21 protein-coding genes, 1 tRNA gene and 1 pseudogene are annotated in these 22,720 nt (G+C 72.3%); 9 read left to right on the plus strand and 14 right to left on the minus strand.

Annotation, left to right across the window (positions count from 1 at the left end; translation table 11 throughout):
• Nucleotides 1–197 precede the first annotated feature (197 nt).
• A complete protein-coding gene (polX, locus tag ACFYZR_RS31685) occupies nucleotides 198–1,919 on the minus strand; it encodes a DNA polymerase/3'-5' exonuclease PolX (protein ID WP_391916808.1) in 1,722 nt (573 codons plus the stop codon).
• Between the two features lie 146 nt (nucleotides 1,920–2,065).
• Between polX and ACFYZR_RS31690 the strand changes: the two are divergent.
• Nucleotides 2,066–2,675 (plus strand): annotated as a pseudogene (locus ACFYZR_RS31690) (DNA polymerase/3'-5' exonuclease PolX); the annotation flags it as partial.
• Here the strand turns inward: ACFYZR_RS31690 and ACFYZR_RS31695 are convergent.
• Nucleotides 2,668–3,369 carry a VC0807 family protein gene (locus ACFYZR_RS31695; protein ID WP_391916810.1) on the minus strand — a complete coding sequence of 234 codons (702 nt, stop codon included), beginning with the start codon at nucleotides 3,367–3,369 and terminating at the stop codon, nucleotides 2,668–2,670. The pseudogene ACFYZR_RS31690 and the gene ACFYZR_RS31695 sit on opposite strands and share 8 nt — an antisense overlap.
• A gap of 208 nt (nucleotides 3,370–3,577) precedes the next feature.
• Here ACFYZR_RS31695 and ACFYZR_RS31700 point away from each other — a divergent pair, with 208 nt between their 5' ends.
• Nucleotides 3,578–5,836 carry a germacradienol/geosmin synthase gene (locus tag ACFYZR_RS31700; RefSeq protein WP_391916812.1) on the plus strand — a complete coding sequence of 753 codons (2,259 nt, stop codon included), beginning with the start codon at nucleotides 3,578–3,580 and terminating at the stop codon, nucleotides 5,834–5,836.
• A gap of 61 nt (nucleotides 5,837–5,897) precedes the next feature.
• On the opposite strand, the gene ACFYZR_RS31705 is transcribed toward ACFYZR_RS31700, so the two are convergent.
• Nucleotides 5,898–5,971 (minus strand) — tRNA-Lys (locus tag ACFYZR_RS31705).
• A 119-nt stretch (nucleotides 5,972–6,090) separates the two neighbouring features.
• On the opposite strand from ACFYZR_RS31705, the gene ACFYZR_RS31710 reads away from it, so the two are divergent.
• Nucleotides 6,091–7,221 carry a WD40/YVTN/BNR-like repeat-containing protein gene (locus tag ACFYZR_RS31710; RefSeq protein WP_391916815.1) on the plus strand — a complete coding sequence of 377 codons (1,131 nt, stop codon included), beginning with the start codon at nucleotides 6,091–6,093 and terminating at the stop codon, nucleotides 7,219–7,221.
• 13 nt (nucleotides 7,222–7,234) lie between these two features.
• On the opposite strand, the gene ACFYZR_RS31715 is transcribed toward ACFYZR_RS31710, so the two are convergent.
• The 3 genes from ACFYZR_RS31715 to ACFYZR_RS31725 form a co-directional block, all read right to left on the minus strand.
• A complete protein-coding gene (locus ACFYZR_RS31715) occupies nucleotides 7,235–9,028 on the minus strand; it encodes a choice-of-anchor A family protein (RefSeq protein WP_391916817.1) in 1,794 nt (597 codons plus the stop codon).
• Nucleotides 9,029–9,201: 173 nt separating this feature from the next.
• Nucleotides 9,202–9,528: a putative quinol monooxygenase gene (locus tag ACFYZR_RS31720; protein WP_391916820.1), complete on the minus strand. Its 327-nt coding sequence runs from the start codon at nucleotides 9,526–9,528 to the stop codon at nucleotides 9,202–9,204.
• Nucleotides 9,529–9,662: 134 nt separating this feature from the next.
• Nucleotides 9,663–10,577, minus strand: coding sequence for a LysR family transcriptional regulator (locus tag ACFYZR_RS31725; protein ID WP_391916822.1), 915 nt, complete (start codon nucleotides 10,575–10,577; stop codon nucleotides 9,663–9,665).
• A gap of 94 nt (nucleotides 10,578–10,671) precedes the next feature.
• Here ACFYZR_RS31725 and tdh point away from each other — a divergent pair, with 94 nt between their 5' ends.
• Together tdh and ACFYZR_RS31735 are read left to right on the plus strand one after the other, a co-directional pair.
• On the plus strand, nucleotides 10,672–11,712 hold the full coding sequence (tdh, locus tag ACFYZR_RS31730; protein WP_391916824.1) for an L-threonine 3-dehydrogenase: 1,041 nt from the start codon (nucleotides 10,672–10,674) through the stop codon (nucleotides 11,710–11,712).
• 63 nt (nucleotides 11,713–11,775) lie between these two features.
• A complete protein-coding gene (locus ACFYZR_RS31735; RefSeq protein ID WP_391916826.1) occupies nucleotides 11,776–12,963 on the plus strand; it encodes a glycine C-acetyltransferase in 1,188 nt (395 codons plus the stop codon).
• Nucleotides 12,964–13,036: 73 nt separating this feature from the next.
• Here ACFYZR_RS31735 and ACFYZR_RS31740 read toward each other — a convergent pair whose 3' ends face one another.
• Entirely contained in the window at nucleotides 13,037–13,585 is a 549-nt protein-coding gene (locus ACFYZR_RS31740) for a heme-binding protein (protein WP_391916829.1), read from the minus strand.
• A 169-nt stretch (nucleotides 13,586–13,754) separates the two neighbouring features.
• On the opposite strand from ACFYZR_RS31740, the gene ACFYZR_RS31745 reads away from it, so the two are divergent.
• Together ACFYZR_RS31745 and ACFYZR_RS31750 are read left to right on the plus strand one after the other, a co-directional pair.
• Nucleotides 13,755–14,972 (plus strand): sensor histidine kinase, encoded by a 1,218-nt coding sequence (locus ACFYZR_RS31745; RefSeq protein WP_391916832.1) that lies wholly within the window; start codon nucleotides 13,755–13,757, stop codon nucleotides 14,970–14,972.
• Nucleotides 14,969–15,613: a response regulator gene (locus ACFYZR_RS31750; protein ID WP_391916835.1), complete on the plus strand. Its 645-nt coding sequence runs from the start codon at nucleotides 14,969–14,971 to the stop codon at nucleotides 15,611–15,613. The genes ACFYZR_RS31745 and ACFYZR_RS31750 overlap by 4 nt, the downstream gene beginning before the upstream one ends.
• Nucleotides 15,614–15,678: 65 nt before the next feature.
• On the opposite strand, the gene ACFYZR_RS31755 is transcribed toward ACFYZR_RS31750, so the two are convergent.
• Together ACFYZR_RS31755 and ACFYZR_RS31760 are read right to left on the minus strand one after the other, a co-directional pair.
• Nucleotides 15,679–17,097 carry a glutamate decarboxylase gene (locus ACFYZR_RS31755; RefSeq protein ID WP_391916837.1) on the minus strand — a complete coding sequence of 473 codons (1,419 nt, stop codon included), beginning with the start codon at nucleotides 17,095–17,097 and terminating at the stop codon, nucleotides 15,679–15,681.
• Nucleotides 17,098–17,104: 7 nt separating this feature from the next.
• On the minus strand, nucleotides 17,105–17,752 hold the full coding sequence (locus tag ACFYZR_RS31760; RefSeq protein ID WP_391916840.1) for a 50S ribosomal protein L25/general stress protein Ctc: 648 nt from the start codon (nucleotides 17,750–17,752) through the stop codon (nucleotides 17,105–17,107).
• 352 nt (nucleotides 17,753–18,104) lie between these two features.
• Here ACFYZR_RS31760 and ACFYZR_RS31765 point away from each other — a divergent pair, with 352 nt between their 5' ends.
• The gene (locus ACFYZR_RS31765; protein ID WP_391916843.1) at nucleotides 18,105–18,758 is read left to right on the plus strand and encodes a hypothetical protein; all 654 of its coding nucleotides are present in this window, start codon (nucleotides 18,105–18,107) and stop codon (nucleotides 18,756–18,758) included.
• Complete coding sequence (locus ACFYZR_RS31770; RefSeq protein WP_391916845.1) at nucleotides 18,751–19,623, plus strand: hypothetical protein; 873 nt, start codon at nucleotides 18,751–18,753, stop codon at nucleotides 19,621–19,623. Before ACFYZR_RS31765 ends, ACFYZR_RS31770 begins: the two co-directional genes overlap by 8 nt.
• 71 nt (nucleotides 19,624–19,694) lie before the next feature.
• Here the strand turns inward: ACFYZR_RS31770 and ACFYZR_RS31775 are convergent, their stop codons facing one another.
• The 5 genes from ACFYZR_RS31775 to ACFYZR_RS31795 all read right to left on the minus strand — a co-directional run bounded on the left by ACFYZR_RS31775 (nucleotide 19,695) and on the right by ACFYZR_RS31795 (nucleotide 22,647).
• Nucleotides 19,695–20,267, minus strand: coding sequence for a hypothetical protein (locus ACFYZR_RS31775; protein WP_391916848.1), 573 nt, complete (start codon nucleotides 20,265–20,267; stop codon nucleotides 19,695–19,697).
• A 205-nt stretch (nucleotides 20,268–20,472) separates the two neighbouring features.
• A complete protein-coding gene (locus ACFYZR_RS31780; RefSeq protein ID WP_391916851.1) occupies nucleotides 20,473–20,847 on the minus strand; it encodes a hypothetical protein in 375 nt (124 codons plus the stop codon).
• A 93-nt stretch (nucleotides 20,848–20,940) separates the two neighbouring features.
• A complete protein-coding gene (locus tag ACFYZR_RS31785; protein WP_391916854.1) occupies nucleotides 20,941–21,375 on the minus strand; it encodes a roadblock/LC7 domain-containing protein in 435 nt (144 codons plus the stop codon).
• A 55-nt stretch (nucleotides 21,376–21,430) separates the two neighbouring features.
• On the minus strand, nucleotides 21,431–22,264 hold the full coding sequence (locus tag ACFYZR_RS31790; RefSeq protein WP_391916857.1) for a transcriptional regulator: 834 nt from the start codon (nucleotides 22,262–22,264) through the stop codon (nucleotides 21,431–21,433).
• The gene (locus ACFYZR_RS31795; RefSeq protein WP_391916860.1) at nucleotides 22,261–22,647 is read right to left on the minus strand and encodes a hypothetical protein; all 387 of its coding nucleotides are present in this window, start codon (nucleotides 22,645–22,647) and stop codon (nucleotides 22,261–22,263) included. Before ACFYZR_RS31795 ends, ACFYZR_RS31790 begins: the two co-directional genes overlap by 4 nt.
• Between the last annotated feature and the right edge of the window lie 73 nt (nucleotides 22,648–22,720).

Consider the following 22,720-nt stretch of genomic DNA (forward strand, 5'->3'; position numbering starts at 1 on the left):
CGGAACAGACGCTGCGACAACAACAGACTGAGGCTCAGAAGGCACACCAGCATCCTCGCACTGTTACAGCCTCTGCACCCACAGAACTAACGAAAACCTCAGTAGTAACTTGCCCGCCCTGGTGGCGGGGGCCGGTGTCGCGGGAGGCGTCTACCACCTGGCCCACAGCTGAGCGAACGGGCCCGCTCGGGGCAGGGTCAGCGGCTGGTACGGAGGAACCGGCGCAGCTTCTGCAACGGCCACGTGTTGATCACGTCGTCCTTGGTCAACCATCCGCGCTGTGCCGTCCCGATCCCGTACCGCATGTAAGGCAGGTGCATCACCGAGTGGGCATCGGTGTTGATCGAGAACTTCACTCCGTGGCGCCTGGCCCGAAGGATCTCCTCGTCACCTAGGTCCAGCCGTTCCGGGTGCGCGTTGATCTCCAACGCGGTGCCCGTCCGCGCGCAGGCGGCGAACACCTCGTCGAAATCAGCGTCAATCCCTGGGCGCTTGCCCAGCAACCGGGTAGTGGGGTGCCCGATGATGCTCACGGCCGGGTTCTCACAGGCCCGGACGAGCCGGCGGGTCTGCTCTGCGCGGTTCTGCTTGAAGTGGTCATGCACCGAGGCAACGCACAGGTCGAACCCCACTAGGAACTCTTCCGGCCAGTCCACATCACCATCCGGACCAATGTTCAGCTCCGTGCCGTGCAGGAGCCGCATCTTGCGGTGCTTGCCGTCCAGCTTCCGTACCTGTTCCCGCTGAGCGAGCATCTTCGCATCGGTCATCCGCTGCATGTACAGGTTGGGCGCGTGATCCGTGATCGCGTAGTACGTGTAACCCCGCTCAGCAGCGGCCGCGATCATGTCTTCCAGGGATGCCAGTCCGTCTGTGAGATCTGTGTGGGTGTGCAGGTCGCCCCGAATATCGGCCTCTTCGATCAACGTCGGCAGCCCGTCCCGGAGGCCGGCCGCTACCTCCCCACGGTCCTCGCGCAGGGTGGGCGGTATCCACGGGAGGCCGAGCTTGGCGTAGATTGCCTCTTCGGTCTCGGAAGTGATCTTCTTGCCGCTCTTGCCGTAGAACAGGCCGTACTCCGAGAGCTTCCAGCCCTGCCTGACGGCGATTTCTCGTATCCGAATGTTGTGGGGCTTTGAGCCTGTGAAGTACAGCAGCCCCGCGCCCCACGCGTCGGGCGGCAGCACCCGCAGGTCGATCTGGAGCCCGTCGACGGTGCGGACCGACGTCTTCTTCGGGCCGCGGGCGATGACCTCCGCGGTGTACGGGAGGGTGCTGATCGCCTCCATGAACGGCTCGGCGCGGTCGGCCGCCACGAGGACGTCGACATCCCCGATGGTCTCCCGCATGCGGCGCAGCGACCCGGCGAAGGCGCAGCGTTCGCAGCCCTCGACCCGCGAGAGGTCGGCGACGATCCGCTCGGCGGCGTCCGTGGCGGCGGACAGCAGGATTCGGCCGCCGGCCTTCTTCATCAGCTCGATGCCGTGGAGGATGTTCTGCTCGGTCTTCTCGCCGAACCCCTTGAGGTCCCGTAGCCGTTCCTCGTGGATCGCGTCGAGGAGTCCGTCGACGGAGGAGACGCCCAGCTCCTCGTAGAGAACGAGGGCCTTGTGGGGGCCCAGGGTCGGGATGGTGAGCAGCTCGCGGACGCCCGCAGGGACGGACGTGCGGGTCTCCTCGAAGGCGGCGACCCGGCCGGTGCCCAGGAACTCGACGACCTTCTCGGCGATCGACTTCCCGACGTTGGGGATCTCGCGCAGGCCCTGGAGATCCAGCTTGGAGACGTCGGAGGGGTGGCCGCCGATGGCGCGGGCGGCCTTCTCGTAGGCGCGCGCCTTGAAGGCGTCGCCGCCCGTGATGGCGACGAGATCGGCGTACTCCTGGAGCACCGCCGCGACCTCTTCGTTGGGCCGGGCCATGGTTTCAGCGTGCCACCGGAGCGGTCGCGGGGCGAGGCGGCGGGGGGGAAGTGTCAGACCCCGGTGCGAGCCGGGCAGAGCCCTCGCCCGGTCCGCCGGGTGGGGCACAGCGCCTGACCTGCGGCTATCCTAGGTGTCGGAGTGTTTCCGCGACCAAGGCGCACAACATCCGCGTCCGTGAACTCGCCGTCCGCCACGGGTACAAGCTGTCCGAGTACGGGCTGTTCCACGCCAAGAGCGGGCGGCGGATCACCTCGGCGACGGAGGAGGACGTCTGCGCCCGGCTGGGCCTGCCCTGGATCCCGCCCACCCTGCGCGAGGACCGCGGCGAGGTCGCGGCGGGGCTGCGCGACGAGCTGCCCGAACTCGTCTATGCAGCGGATGACGGACGCCAAGATCCTCGCGCAGCGCGAGCGGGTGCGGGAGCTCGACGGGAAGCACCGGCGGATGCGGCTGCTGGGCAAACGGCCCGGAATCGACGCCGACTTCGACGCCGTGTTCGAGGCGTGCGCGCGGACCGGCACCGCTCTGGAGATCAACGCCCATCCGGAGCGGATCGACCTGTGCGACGAGGACGTTCTGCGGGCCAGGCGCCACGGGGTGAAGTTCGCGGTGAACACGGACGCGCACTCCATCACGCATCTTCCGTATATGCGCTATGGCGTGGGAACGGCGCAGCGGGGCTGGCTGACCAAGGACGACGTCATCAACACCTGGCCGCTGCAAAAGCTGCGCCGTTTCCTGTCCGCTAATTGACGGCGGCAGCGGCCGCCTGTCCCGCGGCAGCGGCCTGGGCGCCGCGGCCCTTGGCGCGGGCGCGCTTGGAATAGGTGATCGTCCAGGCGATCAGAAGGGCGGGAACGCCATAGGCCAGCACGGAATTCACGGCGACCATGGTGCCGGTCGGCAGCGCGTAGGACAGTCCGACGCGCGCGATGGCCTCGAGGACGTATCCGAGGCCCCAGGTCATGGTGATCCGGGTCATCGTCCGCCGGAATCCCTCGTACTGCCAGAGGCCGTTCCAGTGGGCGACGCCGTTCGCGGAACCGTCGGTGCCGAATTTCCGGCCCAGATAGAACATCAGCGGGCGCGGGGTGGCCAGGCTGATCAGGCAGACCACCCCGAAGAGGCCGGTGATCAGGGAGTCCTTGACCAGCAGCAGCCGGGCCGAGTGCGGCCCGACACCGGTGACGGCGAGGGTCAGCACCAGGAAGATCATGGTCATCACGGCGAACTCGTCGACGCGCCGGTGCCAGATCAGATAGATCACCATGTCCACGACCGGCCAGACGCCGGAGGCCACCAGGGCGGAGAAGTCGCTCCAGCCGGCGCCGGTGAGCTGGTTGTAGGTGACGAACGGCAGTACCACATTGCAGCCGATGGACACGGCCCAGCTCAGCATGGCGCCGGGCCCGAAGCGCCGGGACGGCGCGGATGACGCGACGGTCATCGATTCCCCCAAGATCAAACGAGTTAAAACGGAGGGACTGTAGGGGAAAGGCGCCATCGACAGCAAGATCGTTAATCTCAACCCTTCATTTATTCACCACATTGGGCGGAAATCCTACTTTCCCTGAACTCCTCGCCCACTCCCCGTCATAGCGTGCCCCCGATCGGACCGTCCGCACCGGCACCCGCACCGAAAGGCCGCGCACGCGATGCCCAACCCCTTCGAGCTGCCCCGCTTCTACACACCGCACCCGGCCCGCCTCAATCCCCATCTCGAGGGCGCGCGGCGGCATTCGAAGGCCTGGGCGCGGCGCATGGGCATGATCGAGGGATCGGGAATCTGGGACGAGGAGGATCTCGACTCCCACGACTACGCCCTGTTGTGCTCCTACACCCATCCGGACGCCTCCGGCCCCGAGCTGGACCTGGTCACCGACTGGTACGTGTGGGTGTTCTTCTTCGACGACGACTTCCTGGCGAGGTTCAAGCGCACGGGCGACACCCATGGTGCCCGCGCCTATCTCGACCGCCTCCCGGCCTTTATGCCGCTGGGCCCGGACGAACCGGCCCCGGAGCCCACCAACCAGGTCGAGGCGGGCCTGGCCGACCTGTGGGCGCGTACGGTCCCGGACATGTCGCCGGAGTGGCGGCGGCGCTTCCGGGAGAGCACCCGGCATCTGCTCGAGGAGTCGATGTGGGAGCTGTCGAACATCAACGAGGGCCGTGTCGCCAACCCCGTCGAGTACATCGAGATGCGCCGCAAGGTCGGCGGAGCGCCCTGGTCCGCCCACCTCGTCGAGTACGCGGCGGGCGCCGAGGTCCCCGACGCGGTGGCGGCGACCCGGCCCCTGCGCGTCCTGAAGGACACCTTCGCCGACGGGGTCCACCTGCGCAACGACCTCTTCTCCTACCAGCGCGAGACCGAGAGCGAGGGCGAACTCGCCAACGCCGTCCTCGTCTTCGAGCACTTCCTGGGCTGCGACACCCAGCGGGCCGCCGACGCCGTGGGCGAGCTCCTCACCTCGCGCCTCCAGCAGTTCGAGCACACCGCCCTCACCGAGGTCGGCCCCGTCCTGGCGGAGCACGGGCTGGACGCGCAGGCTCACGCCGACGTCTTCGCCTACGTCAAGGGACTTCAGGACTGGCAGGCCGGCGGCCACGAGTGGCATCTGCGTTCCAGCCGCTATATGAAGAGCACCACCGGCACCCCCCGGGTGCCCGAGGCCCTGCTGGGCGGGCCGCTCGGGCTCGGCACCTCGGCGGCCCTGCTGGTGCCCTCGATCCTGGCGGCGCTGCCCGCGCGGCTGCGCGGGTTCGCACACGTCCCGTTCGAGAAGACGGGCCCCCTGCCGCTCCCCGACTTCGAGATGCCCTTCCAGACCCGGCACAACCCCCATCTCGAGGACACCCGGCGGCACGGCGCCGACTGGGCCCGGCGCATGGGCATCAGCGTCCCCAGCCCCACCGACCCCCTCGCGGGCCACTGGGACGACGAGCACCTCCGCGACTTCGACCTGGGCCTGTGCGCCGCCGGCATCAACCCGGAGGCGGGCCCGGACGAGCTGGACCTCGCCACGGACTGGCTCATCTGGGGCACCTACGGGGACGACGTCTATCCCGCGCACTTCGGAAGGCGCCCCGACGGCCTGGCGGCGGCCAAGCACTGCACCGACCGGCTCCGGCTGTTCATGCCGCTGGACGCCGTCGTCACCGAGACACCGCTGAACTGCCTGGAGCGGAGCCTGGCCGACATCTGGGTCCGGACGGTGACGCCCATGTCCCCCGCCGGCCGCGAGGCGTTCCGGCGGGCGGTCGAGGGGATGCTGGACAGCTGGCAGTGGGAGCTGACCAACCAGCGCATGAACAAGATCCCCGAGCCGGTCGACTACATCGAGATGCGCCGCAACACCTTCGGCTCCCCGCTCACCATGACGCTCTCCCGGCTCCGTCACGGCAGGGCGCTGCCCCCGGAAGTCCTCGCGTCACGGCCCGTCCAGGCGCTGGAGAACGCCGCCTCGGACTACGCCACGCTCATGAACGACGTCTTCTCCTACCAGAAGGAGATCGAGTTCGAGGGCGAGGTCCACAACGCCGTCCTCGTCGTCCAGAACTTCTTCGACTGCGGACGCGAGCAGGCCCTGGGCGTCGTCGCCGACCTGCTGAGGTCCCGGATGCGGGAGTTCCTCCACATCGTCGCCACGCAACTGCCCGCCCTCTGCCAGGAGCTCGGGCTCGACGCGAAGGCCCGTATCGCCCTGGACGGCTACGTCCAGGAGCTCAAGGACTGGCTGGCGGCCATCCTCACCTGGCACCGCGAGTGCCGGCGCTACGGCGAGACCGACCTGGTCCGCCGCTACGCCGCGGGCGCCCCTGCCGCGTCCGCCGCCCCGCCCGTGGAGACGCCCCTGGGCGGCCCCGCCGGCATCGGCACCTCGGGCGCCCGGATCGCGACCCTCCTGCGGAGCTGACGCCCTGTGGAAACGGCGGAGGCCCTCACCGTACGGTGAGGGCCTCCGCCTTTGCATCCAGTGCGCCACCAGGGACTCGAACCCCGGACCTGCTGATTAAGAGTCAGCCGCTCTAACCAACTGAGCTAGCGGCGCGAAAGGAATACTACCCGATCGGATGACGTGCTTGGTGCCATCGGCCCATGGTTGCCCTCCTCGCCCCAGGGGCATGATCGCCCGGTTGGCTCCACCCCTTGCCTACTTCAGGAGTTCCCATGCAGCGGATCGGTATCGCCGCCACCGCGGCGGCCGCCGCCCTCGCGCTCGTCCAGCCGCCCGCCCCCGCACAGCCGCCCACCACCGCGGCGAGCGGACCGGCGGCCTGGACGGCACCGTCCTGCTCCCGCGTCACCGGTGACGGCTCCGTCACCTTCACCACCGACGACGGCAGGACCGTCACGCCCACCACGGGCACCCTCAAGGCCACCGGCTACACCCATGGCCTGGTCACGCTGGACACCCCCGGCACCCTGCTCGCCACCCACAACGACGCCCTGCTGCGCTCCACCGACGCCGGCTGCGGCTGGCAGCGCGTCGCCACACTCGGAGCCGCGTCCGTGCGGCTGGCCGCGGCGCCCGGCGGCCGGGCCTTCGCCTGGCAGAAGAACGGCCGTTACCTCGCCCGGGTGGACGGCACCACCGTCACGCCCCTGAAGGCGCCGACCGCGCGCGTCAGCGGTCTGGGCACCGACCGGGCGCGGCCCGGCCATGTGCGCCTGGCCGGGGACGACGGGCGGCTCTACGACTCCGTGGACGGCGGGGCCACCTGGCGCCGCGTCGGCACCCCGGCGTTCGGCGGCACCGCGAGCGTCTACGGCGTGGCCTTCGACCCGGCCGACCCCGATCACGCCGTCGCGGGCGGCATGGCGGCCGGTGGCGCCGTGACCACCGACGGGGGCGTCACCTGGCGGGCGGCGCGCGGGCTGTCGGCGGACGGGGGGCGGGCGAACCTCTTCGACGCCGTCGTCTCCCCCGCCGACCCCGAAGTCGTCTACGCCCTGGGCATCGACCTGGTGGAGGCCGCGCCGGGCTCGTCCTCCGAGGGGCGGCATCTGTACCGGTCGGCCGACGGCGGTCTGACGTACACCAAGGCAGTCGACGACTCCGCCGCGGTCAAGCTCACCAACGGCACGCTGCTGGCGCCCAGTCCGGTCGACCCGAAGGTCCTCCACTTCGCGTACGGCACGTACTTCCAGAACTACGGCACCGACCTGTTCCGCTACGACGCCTCGACGGGCCGGGTGACGGCGACGCACAACGCCTACGACGGCGTCTCCGCGATCGCCTTCAACCCGGCCCGGCCGGAGGTGATGTACCTGGGCGTGGAGGAGGTGCGGGTCGACTGACCCGTGCGTCACGTCAGGCGCGCCCGCCCCGTTCGCGCGGAGTGTTCTTCAGCGTCACGGTGATGCCGGACCGCGCGTTGGCGGCGGTCACCGCGTACGGTCCGAAGACCCGTTCCAGGGGCGGGAGATAGCCGTCGGGCACGACGGTCTCGCGCAGGTAGTACGCGCCCGGCGGCAGGCCCCGGAAGGCGCAGCGGCCCGCCCGGTCGGTGACGCAGCCGGGGTCGGCCCGGCGGTCGGGGGCGGCGCCCGCGATCTGGAGCCCCGGGCGGCCGTTGGTCTCCCGCCACAGCTCGAAGCGGGCCCCCGGCAGCGGCCGGCCGGTCCCGGCGTCCTTGGTCACCAGGTGGATCGAGCCGTAGGAGTCCGGTGCCGGGGTGTTGCCGACGGTGAGGGAGACGCCCTCGGGCGCGTTGGCGGCGCTGAGCACGAGCGGCCCGAACACCGTGCGTTCGGGCAGCCGGTAGCCGGGTGGGGGCTGGAGCTCCTGCCAGTAGTAGGCGCCGGGTTCCACGGTGCTGCGGCACTCGCCGTGGGGGTCGGTGACGCAGACGTCGGCGGAGCGGGTGTCGGGCCGGTCGCCGGAGGTCTGGAGGCCCTGGACGCCGTTGGTCTCCCGCCAGAGCTGGAACCGGGCGCCTTGCAGGGGCCGGCCGTCCTGGGCGTCCCGCTGCACCACCGTCACCTCTCCGGTGGGCCGGGGCGGGGGCGCGCAGTCGGGAAGGTCGCCGGTGAAGGGGTAGGCGTGGAACTCCTGGCCGCCGGCGCCGCCCGTGGCGGAGGTGTGGGTGAGCGAACCGGCGGTGAAGAAGCGGCCGTTCATGCCCGGCAGGGTGACGGTGGTCTCGCTGGTGGGGTCGCCGACGAGGACGCTGCCCTGGAACTGGCCGGTGCCCAGGAAGTCGGCGCGCCGGGCGTCGGGGAGGTTCCACAGCAGGCGCTCGCGCAGCCGGTTGAGGGGGTTGTCGTCGGTGCTGCCGCCGCTGAAGGTGTTGACGACGCGGGAGCGGCCTTCGAGGTTGACGAGGACGGTGGCGCCGGCGGGGATGCCGGTGAAGCGGATGGCCTGCTGGCCGCCGTCGCGGCCGACGAGGTCGAAGCCGACGTGGAACACCTGGAGCCGGGAGGTGCCGTCGCCGGTGAACACGGTCTCCGTGCCGGTGTTGCGTGCGGTGCCGGTGGCCGGGCGGGCCCGCCCGTCCGCGCCGCCGGCGTAGCAGCGGCTGGCGACGCCCAGTTGCTCGCGCAGCCCGGTGTACGGCCGGGCGGCGTCCGAGGCCGCGGCGTCGCCGCCGATGAGCAGGCCGGAGACGTCGCCCGCGTGCCGGACGACGCCGCGCTCGGCGTCCAGCCGCTGGCCGGGGGCGACGAGGACGTCCCCGTCGGTGGTCAGGAAGTCGGCGCCGTCGGACGGGGGGACGCGGGAGCCGACGCCGAGGACGCCCACGTTGTAGAGGGCGCCGCCGGAGGACTTGTTCACATCGAAGTCGCCGAGGGTCACCACCCGGCCCTCGGCCCCGACGGCGCCGCCGCGTACGCGGAAGTCGCCGCCGGTGAAGACGTTGATGTTGTCGTCGCGGCCCGCGAACGGCCTGTTGTTGAGGGCGGGGTAGGTCCGGGGGCAGCTGCCCGGCAGACAGGGGCCGAGGCCGCCGGGCAGCGGGGCCGCCAGGGCGGGCAGGGCCAGGCCGCCGAGTGCCGCGGCCGCGGTGGCGGCGCCCGCGGCCGTGCGCCGCAGCCATGCCGCGCACCGGGCGCGCAAGCGGGTCCGGGGATGGTCGGGGGGCCTGGCCGTGGCTGCGTTCACTGTGTCTCCGCCTGGTCTAATCGCTTTGTCGACGTTTTCGTCACACGATCCCGACTATGGCTTTGACCATCTCTTCGGATATTCCGACGCGCCGGGTCGTGACCCGAACAGCCCCGTCCCCCGGCGCGCTCAGCCGGACGGCCCCACTACGGCCTCACTCCCTCACCAGGGCCTTACTGACGCGGCGACACCTCGGCCATCGCCGACCAGCCGGTGCCCGGCGTCTCGACGTGGATGATCTCCGGCGTGCTCGCGACGACGTCGGGCATCCAGGCCATGGCGGTCTTGAAGTGCTCGGAGGCGACGTGCACCTCACCGGCCGCGCCGTCCTTGAACGCCTCCAGCAGGACGAACTGGTGGGGGTTGTCGACGCTCTTGGACCACTCGTAGAAGACGTTGCCCTCCTCCGCGCGGGTGGCCTCGGTGAAGTCCTTGACCAGGTCCAGCCACTCGGCGCTGCGCTCGGGGCGGATGGTGAACTTGACGGCGATGAAGATCATGCGTGCTCCCGGGGGATGCGGTCGGCTGAATCGAACACCATCGTGCCCCGGCCCGGCGCGGCCCGCGAACGCCGTTGCCGCCGATTCCGGCCCTGCCGGAAAACGGGCCGCCCACCCCATGCGCGGGTGCGGGCTCACGCCGTGAGGGTGGCCGCCCGGTCGCGCAGCTCCGCCAGCGCCAGCCTCAGCAGGGGGTGCCCCTCGCTGCCCCGGCGGACGGCGGTGAACACCCGGCGCGTGGGGCCCGGGCCGCGCAACGGGCGGACGGCGGGGGTGAGCGCCGGGCGGATGCCGTGGAGGGCCGAGCGCGGTACGAGCGCGACGCCCGCCCCGACGGCCACCAGCGCGCAGACCGCCGAGAAGTCGTCCGAGAGACACTCCACGCGGGGCCGGAACCGGGCCTCCTCGCAGGCCCGCACCACGGCCTCGTGGACGGGGTTGCCCGGCCAGGGGGTGATCCACGGGTCGTCCCGCAGGTCCGTGAGGTCCACCTCCGGCTTGTCGGCCAGGCGGTGGCCGGGCGGCAGGACGGCGTCGAAGGGCTCCTCGTAGAGCGGGGCGTGCAGCAGCCGCCCGGCGTCGGACGCCAGGGCGTCGCGATGCTCGACGGCCACGGCGATGTCGGCCTCGCCGTCCAGCAGCAGCCGGACGCTGGCGTGCCCCTCGGCGTCCTTGACCCGCACCCGGACCTGGGGCGCCCGCCGGCCGAGGCCGGCCAGGGCGGGGGCGACGACCTCGGTGATGGACGTGGCGAACGCCGCGACGGTCACCTCGCCCACCAGGCCCGTGGAGCACCCGGCCAGATCGGCCTCGGCCCGCTCCAGCTGGGCGGCGATCTCCACCGCGTGCCCGGCCAGGACGCTGCCGGCCGCCGTGAGCCGCACCGTACGGCCGCGCCGCTCCAGCAGGGCGTGCCCGGTCTCCGCCTCCAGGGCGGCGAGCTGCTGGGAGACCGCCGAGGGCGAGAGGTACAGGGCGTGGGCCGCCGCGGTCACGGTGCCGTGGTCGGCGAGGGCGCTCAGCACCCTGAGCCGGCGGGGGTCGATCATTTGTCCACTATCGCACCTGTGAAGCTCAGCTTCACAGGTGTCACCGCATAACGTTGATGGACTTCACAGTCCACAGCCGCCACAGTGATCCCTCATGAGGGCATTGGTGAAGACCACGGCGGGGCCGGGTCTCGAACTGACCGAGGTACCGACCCCCGAGGCCGGTCCCGGGCAGGTACTGATCAAGGTGCTGCGCACCGGCATCTGCGGCACGGACCTGCACATCGACAGCTGGGACGACTGGGCGGCCCGAGTGGTCCGCGCGCCCCTCGTCGTCGGTCACGAGTTCGCGGGCGAGGTCGTCGAGACCGGCCCCGGCGTGACCACCGTGAGCGTCGGCGACATCGTCAGCGGCGAGGGCCACCTCGTCTGCGGCACCTGCCGCAACTGCATGGCCGGCCGCCGCCACCTGTGCATCCGCACCATCGGCCTGGGCGTCCACACCGACGGCGCGTTCGCCGAGTACGTGGTCCTGCCCGAGTCGAACGTCTGGGTCCACCGGCACGAGATCGACATCGACGTCGCCGCGATCTTCGACCCGTTCGGCAACGCCGTGCACACCGCGCTGTCCTTCCCGGTGCTCAACGAGGACGTCCTCATCACCGGCGCCGGCCCGATCGGCATGATGGCCGCGGCCGTGGCGAACCACGCCGGGGCGCGCTCGACCGTGATCACCGATGTGAGCCCCTACCGGCTGGCCCTGGCGGAGAAGATGGGCGCCACCGTCGCCCTCGACGTCAGCGAGCGGCGCATCGCCGACGTCATGCCGGAGCTCGGCATGACCGAGGGCTTCGACGTCGGCATGGAGATGTCCGGCCGCGCCGACGCCCTCCAGGACATGATCGCGACCATGTCCCCCGGCGGCCGGATCGCCGCCCTGGGCCTGCCCACCGGCGATGTGAGCATCGACATGGCCACCGTCGTCACCCGTATGCTGACGCTGCGCGGCATCTACGGCCGCGAGATGTTCGAGACCTGGTACGCGATGTCCGTGCTGCTGCGCAGCGGCCTCGACATCTCGCCGGTGATAACGCACCGCTTCGGTTTCGAGCAGTACGCCGAGGCGTTCGCCACGGCCCGCTCCGGCCAGTGCGGAAAGATCGTCCTCGACTGGACCCGGCCGACCCTGCCCTGACCCGGTCCCGCCCCCGACGCCGGTCATCCCCTGGCGTACGACCACACCACGAGGAGTCCCCCCGTGTTCGACAACATGCGCGAGCACCTGCGCAAGGAGCTTCAGGGCATCCGTGACGCCGGGCTGTACAAGTCCGAGCGCGTGATCACCAGCCCGCAGTCCGCGGCCATCAGCGTGGGCGACGGCAAGGTCCTGAACTTCTGCGCCAACAACTACCTCGACCTCGCCGACCACCCCGAGGTCATCGCCGCCGCGAAGACGGCCCTGGACGACTGGGGCTTCGGCATGGCCTCCGTCCGGTTCATCTGCGGCACCCAGGCGCCGCACAAGGAGCTCGAGGAGAAGATCTCCGGGTTCCTCGGCATGGAGGACACGATCCTCTACAGCTCCTGCTTCGACGCCAACGGCGGTGTCTTCGAGACGCTGCTGACGGCCGAGGACGCGGTGATCTCCGACGAGCTCAACCACGCGAGCATCATCGACGGCATCCGCCTGTCGAAGGCGGCCCGCTTCCGCTACCGCAACCGCGACATGGCCGACCTCGAGCGCTGCCTCAAGGAGGCCGAGGGCGCCCGCCACAAGCTGATCGTCACCGACGGCGTCTTCTCCATGGACGGCTACATCGCCCCCCTGGACGAGATCTGCGACCTGGCCGACCGCTACGGCGCCCTGGTCATGGTCGACGACTCGCACGCCGTCGGCTTCGTCGGCGAGGAGGGCCGCGGCACCCCCGAGCTGTTCGGGGTGACCGAGCGGGTCGACATCATCACCGGCACCCTCGGCAAGGCCCTCGGCGGGGCCAGCGGCGGCTACGTCGCCGCGCGCGCCGAGATCGTGGAGCTGCTGCGCCAGCGCTCGCGCCCGTACCTCTTCTCGAACTCCCTCGCGCCGTCCATCGTCGGCGCCTCGCTGCGGGTGCTCGACCTGCTGACCGAGTCCGGTGACCGCCGGGCGCGGCTGCGGGAGAACACCAAGCTCTTCCGCACGGAGATGACCGCCGCGGGCTTCGACATCCTGCCGGGCGAGCACCCGATCGCCCCGGTGATGATCGGTGACGCCGCGCTGGCCGGCCGGATGGCCGCGGCGCTGCTGGAGAAGGGCATCTATGTGATCGCCTTCTCCTACCCCGTCGTGCCCAACGGCAAGGCGCGCATCCGCGTCCAGCTGTCCGCCGCGCACTCCCGCGAGGACGTGCTGCGCACGGTCGCCGCGTTCCGCGAGGTCCGCGACGCGCTGGTCGCCTCGGCCTGAGCGATATGACACCTGTGGGGCCCGTTCCGGATCACCGGGGCGGGCCCTTCGGCGTGCGGTCGGACCGCCGGGATCAGTCCGCGAGGGCGGCGACGCCCGCCTTCGCGTACTTCTCGTCGAGGTCGCCGCTGGGCGCGCCCGCCACGCCGACGCCCGCGACCGGGGCGCCCTTGTCCTGGACGGGGGCGCCGCCGGGCAGGAAGAGGGTGCCGGGGATGTCCTTGAGGTTCGGCGTCTGCTGGAGCCGCTTGACCAGCTCCGAGGTCGGGGCGTTCCAGGAGACGGCGGTGAACGCCTTGCGCCCGGCGGACTCGTAGGACTGCGGGCCCGCGCCATCGCCGCGCAGGGTCACCACGGTGTTGCCGTCGCGGTCGACGACGGCGACGGACACCTTCTGCCCGTCCTTCTTCGCGGCGGCGAGCGCGGCCTGCGCGGCCTTGGCCGCCGCGTCCACCGACAGGCGGTTCACCTGGACCAGGCCCTTGGCGGACGGGGCCGGGGCGGCGGCGGGGGCGGGGGCCGCCGTGGCGGCGACGGCGCCGAAGGTGGCGGCACCGGCGACGGCCACCGCCACGCTGCCGGTGATGACACGGGCGCGGACGGAGAACTTCTGGCTCTTCATGGGGAACTCCTACTGAAGTGATCGGAGCCGATCGGGACATCACCATCCTCGAAGCGATCACGGCCCCTACCGGTCGTCGGTCCGGTGGGCATCGGCGAGCGGTTCGGACGACCCGGGGTCGACCGATCGGATGATGCGAGGGCGATCACCAGGGGTTAGGACAAGAGACGTGAACACGTACGTGACAGGCACCGCCCCACCGCCCCCGGACCGCGACCCCGACGCGCGGTGGTTCGCCGTCGTCCGGCACTCCGCCTTCTTCCTCCTCCTCGGCGCGTCCCTCGTCCGCTTCCTGATCCGCCACCCCGGCCAGCCCGACACGCCCTGGATCATCGCCCTGAGCACCCTGCTCGGCATCCTCTACGTGCTCGGCGCGGGCCTCGACGACGCCGCCCCGACACAGCGGCGGCTGTGGCTCGGCGCGGTCGTCGGCGTGTGGGTGGTGCTGGTCGTCGCGGCCCCGAGCTTCGCCTGGTGCGCCGTCCCGCTCGTCTACACCGCCCTGCGCACCCTGCCCGTCCGCGCCTCCCTCGCGCTGATCACGGGGCTGACGGTCTTCGTCGTGGCCGCCCAGATCAGCCTCTTCGGCTTCGACCCCAACCTCGTCGTCGCCCCGCCCACCGTCGCCGCGCTGGCCACCGCCGCCTTCGTCCACATGGAGCGGCAGCGGGCCCGGCAGGACGCCCTGATCGGCGATCTGCTGCGCACGCGCCGCGAGCTGGCCGCCACCGAGCGCCGGGAGGGCGCGCTCGCCGAGCGGCAGCGACTGTCGATGGAGATCCACGACACCCTGGCGCAGGGCCTGTCCAGCCAGCAGATGCTGCTCCAGGCCGCCGACCGGATCTGGGCGGACGACCCGGGCACGGCCCGTCACCACGTCCGCGCCGCGGCCGACGTCGCCGCCCGCGGGCTGGCCGAGGCCCGCCGCTTCGTCGCGGACCTGGCCCCCGCCGACCTGGCGGACGGGGTGCCCCTGGCGGAGGCGCTGCGCGCCCTGGCCGAGCGGGAACCGGAGCCCGGGCTCACCGTGCGCTTCCACCTGGAGGGGACGCCCGTGCCCCTGCCGGAGAGCGCGGAGTCGGCGCTGCTGCGCATCGCGCAGGGCGCGCTCGCCAACGTCCGCGAGCACGCGGGGGCGACCACCGCCGCCCTCACCCTCACCTGGCTCGACGACCAGGTCGTCCTCGACGTCGCCGACGACGGGCGGGGCTTCGACGCCTCCGCCGCCCCGGCGGCCGGCCCGGGGCGCGGCCACGGGCTGCCCGCGATGCGGGCCCGCGCGGGCCGGCTGGGCGGCCGGCTGAGCGTGGAGTCGGTGCCCGGCGAGGGCACGGTCGTCTCCGTCGCCCTCCCCCTCGTCTCCCCCGACTCCCCGGAGCTGCCATGACCGCCGCCACGCCCGTCCGTCTGCTGCTGTGCGACGACCACGCCGTCGTCCGCGCCGGGCTGCGCGCTCTCTTCGCCAGCGAGTCCGGCATCGAGGTCGTCGGCGAGGCGGGCACCGGCGAGGAGGCCGTCGCCATGGCGGCGAAGCTACGGCCGGACGTCGTCCTGATGGACCTCCAGCTGGGCCCGGGCATCGGCGGGGTGGAGGCCACGCGCCGGATCACGGACGGGCCGGACGGGGTACGGGTGCTGGTGCTCACCACCTACGACACGGACGCCGACGTCACCCGCGCCCTGGAGGCCGGGGCGACCGGCTATCTGCTGAAGGCCGAGCGGCCCGAGGAGCTGTTCGCGGCCGTCCGGGCCGCCGCCCAGGGCCGTACGGCGCTCTCCCCGCCGGTGGCCGGCCGGGTCATGGCCCGGCTGCGCGGCGCCCGGCCCGCCACCGGCACGCTCACCGACCGCGAGCGCGACATCCTCGGCCAGCTCGCGCGCGGCCTCGGCAACCGCGACATCGCCCGGGCGCTGTTCATCAGCGAGGCCACGGTCAAGACCCACCTGGGCCGCATCTACGCCAAGCTGGGCGTGGACACGCGGGCGGGCGCGGTGGCGGTGGCGAAGGAGCAGCGGCTGCTGCCGTAGCGGTGTACGTCGTCCGCGGGTGCGTCGTGGCTGGTCGCGCAGTTCCCCGCGCCCCTTCGGGGCGCCTAGTGGTGGAACGCCGTCGCCACCCGCTCCGGCCGGTCCAGCGGTGCGTCCTGCCGGCGCAGTTCGGGCAGGAGGGCGTTCAGGTCGTCGAGGAAGACGTCCGCGAGGTCCTGCGAGAAGCCGTTGCGGCACACGACGCGCAGCACCGACAGGTCCTGGCGGTCGGGCGGAAACGTATACGCGGGGACGAGCCAGCCGCGCTCGCGGAGCCGGCGCGAGACGTCGAAGACGTCGAAGTTGGTGATGCCGTCGGCCGTGGTGAAGGCGAAGACCGGCAGCTGGTCGCCGTGCGTCAACAGGCGGAAGTCGCCCAGTTCGCCGACGCGGCGGGCGAGGCCGCTCGCGACGGTGCGGGAGTTGCGCTGGACGGCCCGGTAGCCCTCGCGGCCCAGCCGCAGGAACGTGTAGTACTGCGCGGCGACCTGCGCGCCCGGGCGGGAGAAGTTGAGGGCGAAGGTGGGCATGTCGCCGCCCAGGTAGTTGACGCGGAAGACCAGGTCCTCGGGGAGCGCCTCCCGGTCGCGCCACAGGGCCCAGCCGACACCGGGGTAGACCAGGCCGTACTTGTGGCCGGAGGTGTTGATGGACGCCACGCGCGGCAGCCGGAAGTCCCACACCAGGTCCTCGTCGAGGAAGGGGGCGATCATCGCGCCGGACGCGCCGTCGACGTGGACCGGAACGTCCAGGCCCGTGCGTTCCCGCAGGGCGTCCAGCGCGGCGCAGACCTCGGCGACCGGCTCGTAGGAGCCGTCGAAGGTGGAGCCGAGCACGGCGACGACGCCGATGGTGTTCTCGTCGCACAGCCCGGCGGCGGCGTCCGGGTCGATGTGGAAGCGGTCGCCCTCCATGGGCACCTGGCGGGCCTCGACCTCCCAGAAGTTGCAGAACTTGTCCCAGCAGACCTGGACGTTGGAGCCCATCACCAGATTGGGCCGGGCCCCGCCGCCCGGGTAGCGGTCGCCGTGGGCGAGGGCCCAGCGGCGTTTGAGGGCGAGGCCGGCGAGCATGCACGCCTCGCTGGAGCCGGTGGTGGAGCAGCCGACGGTGGCGGCCGGGTCGGGGGCGTGCCACAGGTCGGCGAGCATGGCCACACAGCGCCGCTCCAGCTCGGCGGTGCGCGGGTACTCGTCCTTGTCGATCATGTTCTTGTCGCGGCACTCCGCCAGCAGCACCCCGGCCTGGGGCTCCATCCAGGTGGTGACGAAGGTGGCCAGGTTGAGCCGGGAGTTGCCGTCGAGCATCAGTTCGTCGTGGACGAACTGATAGGCGGCGCTCGGGGTCATCGGCCCGTCGGGCAGCCGGTGCAGGGGCGGTTCCAGCGCCATCGAGGAGACGGGGTCCGCCTCCCCGTAGAAGGGGTTGACCGCGTAGCGGCGGCCGGGGTGCCGGTCGTCGCCCCTGCCCTTGTGCAGTGCCATGCGCGGGTCAGCCCTCGCCGCCCTCCGCGGGCTGCTCCGCCTCGGCCCCCTCGGCCGGGGCGGCGGCCTCGGCGCCCTCCTCCTCTTCCTCTTCCTCCTCGGGGAGTTCCTCCGCCTGCGCGGCGACGACCTGGAGCAGGGCCGTGCTCCCGTCGACGGCCAGGGAGCAGCCGCGCGGCAGGTCGATGTCCTCGGCGCGAATGGTGTGACCGGCCTCCAGGCCCTCGATGGAGACGGTGAACGACTCCGGGATGTGGGTGGCCTCGGCCTCGACCGGCAGCGCGTCCAGCATGTGCTCCAGCAGGTTTCCGCCGGGGGCCAGTTCGCCCTCGGTGAGCACCGGGACGTCCACGGTGACCTTCTCGCCCTTCTTCACGGCGAGGAGGTCCACGTGGATCAGGAATCCCTTGAGCGGATCGCGTTGGACGGCCTTGGGGAGCACCAGCTCGCTCTTGCCCCCCTGGATGTCGAGCCGGATGAGCACGTTCGGCGTCTTCAGGGCCATCCACAGCGCGTGGCCGTCGAGCGCGACGTGCTTCGGGTCGGCGCCGTGGCCGTAGACGACGGCGGGGACCCTGTTGTCGCGGCGGATACGCCGGGCGGCACCCTTGCCGAAGTCGGTACGCGGCGTGGCGGCAAGCTTCACTTCGGCCATGGGGGCACTCCTCGGAATTCGTGTCTCTCCGGCCGCCGAGTTTATTCCGGGTTCATCCGGGCGGGGCGCCCGGGAAATTCCTGATTGCTCCGTTCGGCCGAGAAACCCATTTCCGGATGCCGTACGAGGGCTGTGCCGCCGGGTCCGGCCGGACGGGGCGAACCACCCGTCCGCGCGCCCTCTCCGCACGCCGGAGCACGGCCGGACGGCCGCGCTTCGGCCCATGGGCCGTCACCTGTGAATCACCGGTGACGGCCGGAAAGCACGGTGAAATCATCGTGGCGCGCAGCATTCCGCATCCGGCCGCCGCCGGGTGCCGCCCGTCTGCGCGGACGCGAGGAAAGGGTGGCCCATGCCAGAAATCCGCCTCGAACCACCGCCGGACCGACCGGGCCTCCCGGAATTCCCAGCCGTCGTGGAGCCCGCCCTCCGTGACATTCCCGCTCCGCCGCCGGCCCCCGGCCCCGCCGAGCCGGTGGCCTGGGAGCGTACCGCGACCCCCTCCGGCGAGGAGCTGCTCGAGCGCGCCGCCCCGGCGGTGCTCGCGGACCCCCGGGCGCGGGCCGCGCTCGAAGGACACCGCTACGCCTTCCTGGGCGCCGGCCTGCTCTCCGATGACAAGGACCGTACGACGCCCGCGATCCTGGTACTCGTCTACGACTACACCGACGACCGCACGCTGGAGTTCACCCTCGACGACGGCGAGCCGCCGGTGCTCACCGGCGTGACCGCGGGCCCCGCGCAGCCCGCCCTCTCGGACGCCGAGATCGAGCGGGCGGTCGCGATCGCCCGCGCCCAGTCCGAGGCCGTCGGCCGGGCACCGGCCGACGCCGTGCCCATGGTGCTGCTCACCAGCGACGAGCGCGGGGGGGACGAGCACCACGGCCGGCGGCGCGCCTATGTCGCCTTCGGCTCCCCCGACCGGCGCATGCCCCAGGTGCGCGTCCTGGTCGACCTCGGGGAGGAGCGGGTGGTCGAGACGGGAAGGAGGGAGGACGATGAGTGAGTCCGGCCGGATCAGCTGGCCCGCCCAGCAGCCGGTGTGGACCTTCGACTGGCGGCTGGCGGACGCCCCCGACGAGGAGGGCATCGTCATCCTCGACGCCGCCTACCGGGGGCACCAGGTCTTCGCCAAGGCCAGCCTGCCGTCCCTGCGGGTGCAGTACGACGGGCCGTGCGGCCCGTACAAGGACCCGCTCAACTACAACAACTCGCACCCCACCTCCCGCTGCCCGGGGAGCAGGGTGTGCGTCTACGCCTACACCAGCGGGGGCCTGCGCGCCCTGAGCGTGGAGTCGTACCACACCATCAGCGCCTACCGGCTCACCCACCGCTGGGTGTTCTGGGAGAACGGCGTGGTCATGCCCCGGCTCTTCAGCGCGGGCATCCAGTGCCCCTTCGACCACCGCCACCACGTCTACTGGCGGCTGGACTTCGACATCGACGGCGCGCGGCGGGATCTGGCGCTGGAATACAACACCTATACGGGCGAGGAGGGCTGGGGCGTCGGCTGGCACCCCTTCCGCACCGAGACCAAGCGGCTGAAGAACCCGCCCTCGCGCCGCAGCTGGGCCGTCGTCGACCTGGACAGCCACCGCGGCTACCACGTGCTGCCCGGGCCGAACGACGGCACCGCGGACGCCTTCTCCGCCTCCGACCTGTGGCTGCTGCGCTACCGCGCGAGCGAGGACCGCTACGGACGGCAGGGCGGCGCGGCCGACGACGGGCTCGGCGCCTATCTGAACGACGAGAGCACCGACGGGCAGGACCTGGTCGTCTGGTACGCCGCGCACCTCTTCCACCGTGTCGCCCACGGAGGCGACGACTGGCACGGCGTGGGCCCGGACCTCGTCCCGTTCGGTCCGTGGTGACGGTCGGGCGCCGGCGCGGTCGCCCGCACCGGCGCCCGTGCCGCGCCTCGTGCCGCGGCCCGGACCTCGCGTCAGATCAGCAGGCCCCGTACCACCCCGCTGATCAGGTCGTTGAGGCCGCCCACCACGCCGCCGAGCGCGTTGACGACGCCGCTCAGCAGGCCCTGCACGGCGGGGACCAGCCCGGCGCCGTCGACCCGGCCGCCGTCGCGCGCGGCCCGCTCCTTCGCGAGCCGTACGGTCGCCGCGACCGCGTCGGTCGTGGCGAACGTGACCGCGCGGAGCTCGGGACGTCCGGAGCCCGCCTGCCGCTCCAGGCCGGCCCGGGCCCGGCCGAGCGCGTCGAGGTTCTCCCGGATCACTCCGCAGTGCCCGGCGCGGGACCGCTCCGGGCCGAGGGCCGCGCAGCCCGCGGCCTCCTCGGCCGCCTCCTTGCCGACGGCGTTCTCGTCGATGGCCCGCATCGCCTGGCCCGCGGCCTTGCGCAGGGCGTCGGGCGAGGGGGCCTGGACGTGGGCGGTGGCGCCGGACGCGCCGGCCGGCGCGGACACCGTGCCGGCCGTGGTGGGGGCCGCGGTGCCGAGGAGGAGCGCACCGCACACGGTGGCGGACACCAGCAGGCCGGATCTTCGGGGGACACCCATGGAGGTAACTCCTTCGAACAGAAGGGGATCTTCACGAAGACCCTGCGCCGGGTGCGCCGCCCCCGCAAATCGGGCCACCCCTAACAGCCCAGCAACCGCCCGGCCGGATGGTGCACTTCGGGCGTGGCGCCGTTGACATGCCGCGCCGGGGGATGCCAGGAGCGGCGGCACCGGCGCGGTGTGGTCGTCATGTCGCCAAAACGCCTCAGACCTCCAGCTCGGACTCGATGCGCCGGAGCTGGTGGCGGGCCATCGCGAGGTTGGCGCGCTTGCCGTCGAGTACCAGGTACAGGAACAGACCGCTGCCGCCCCGGCCCGTCAGCAGCCTGATCAAGTGGTACTGCGTACCGAGGGTGATGAGGATGTCCTCGATGGCGTCCTGGATGTTGAGCATCTCCATCGCGCGCAGCTTGGCCCGGACGACGTCCGTGTTGCCCGCGGCCGCGACGTTGAGGTCGAGCGTCGCGGAGCCGCCCAGGGTGCCCAGCGCCATACCGCTGCCGTAGTCGACGAGGGCCACGCCCAGCGCGCCGTCGATCGAGTTCATCGCGTCCTTGAGGGCCATTTCGGTGTTCGCCATGGGAAATCCGTTTCCTTGTCGATGAATTACCGGTGATGGGATATACGCGCATCGGGCACGCGCGGGGAAATTTATTGACAAATACGCAATCGGCTACGTCTGGCGCTGCCGCTCCGGTGCGCCGTCGACGAGCTCCGCGATACGGGCGCCCGTCCTGCGGGCCTCCAGATTCAGCCGCCCCACGTTGGCGTCGGCCGAGGCCAGCAGGGTCAGTACGCTCGTGGTGCCGGCCGCGTACGTGGCCACGTAGCCGAGCTCGCCGCTGACGACGAGCTCGCGGAACCCCCCGTGGCCCACGGCGTCCGAGAGCCGCGCGCCGACTCCCAGGGCCGCCGCGGTCAGCGCGGCCAGCCCGTCCGGTTCGGCACCGGTGACGAGGTGCGCGATCACCAGCCCGTCCGTGCTCGCCACCATGGCACCGGTCAGATGCGGTACCCGGACACGTAACCCCTGGAGCTCGGCGAGCACCTCGGGTGCGGCGGTCATCTGCTGCCTCCTTACGACGAATTGCCTCAACGCGCGCCTCATCATGGGATCGTCGGGACCCGGTCGGCACCCGGCACGGTCGCGGAGCGTCTCGGGGTCACAAGGCCTCCAATGCGTCACGGATCCGCCTGAGCAGGGAGATCTCCGGGGCGTCGGCGGGGACCCGCGCGGCCGGTGCCGGGCGGGGCGCCGGCGTACCCGGCGCCGGGGTCCGTACCAGCCCCGCCGCCGCCAGCCGCCGGACGTCGAGGAGGGTGGCGAAGGCGGAGCGGCCCAGCGCCCCGGCGATCTGCGTCGGCGTCCGCACCCCGTCGGCCGCGGCCAGCACCGCGCCGGGGTGGGCGCGGCGGACGGCGCCGGGGACGGGGACGACCGGGGACACATCGACCTCCGGGCAGGGCCAGGCCCGCTCCAGCAGGCCCCGCCTGCGGCGCGCTTCGCGCTGCACGGCCGCCACGGGGACGGGACGGACGGGCCCGAACCAGTGCCGGGCCTCCCGCAGGAACCGGTCGGGGGCCCGCTGGGAGCCGTCGAGCGGGAACAGCACGAAATAGGCCGCGTCGAACAGGGCGCTGAGATGGCACAGTTCGAGCTCGCCCCGGCTCAGCCGGCCCCGTTCGACCAGCAGGTTCCCCGCGCGGTGGCCCGGGCCGCCCTCGGCCACCGCCTCCTCCCAGCTCGACCTCGACAGCCGGCCGCCCGCCGTCAGCCGCCATCCCACGTCCGGCACGACCGGGCTCTCGGCGTGCACCAGGGCGCCGTCGGCGAGATAGAGCGCCCCGGCCCGGCCGTGCAGCGCCCCCGTCGCCCGCTCCCGGACCAGCCGGTCCAGCGTGGCCGTCACGACGGCCCCGCCCGCCCGCGAGCCCGGGTCCATGACCGCCGCCCTCTCCGCCTTCTCCACCCTCTCCGCTCCCGCGAACGCCGTCATGCCGACACCAGCCGGGTGGCCAGGTCCTTCATCCGGAACAGCGCCACGGCGAGATTGGCCTCCGTACGGTCCAGCCGGACGTAGAGGAAGACGCTGCTGTCGAACGAGGTCGCCACGTACCGGAACAGGTGGTAGCTCCCCCGGGCCGTGACGATCAGCTCCTCGACCGGGCCGTCACGGCGCGCACCACCGCCCGTGAACACACCGTTCTCGACGGCGAGCCGGGCCAGTTCGGCGGCCTCCGCCGCCGACGCCTCGGGATCGCCGTCCGGTCCGTCGCCCACCGCCCCCAGGGTGAGCCCGCTCGTCCAGTCCACCAGGCTCGCGCCCCGCGCCCCGGGTATGGCCATGGCCTCCGTCAGGCACCCGTCTATTCCGGTCACACGATCCTCTCCAGCCGCGCGGCGGCAACGAGGAGCGCCGCGTCTCGGTACAAGGGGGGTGATCACCAGGGGA

It is taken from the genome of Streptomyces sp. NPDC001678 (assembly GCF_042892945.1).
Lineage (GTDB): Bacteria > Actinomycetota > Actinomycetes > Streptomycetales > Streptomycetaceae > Streptomyces.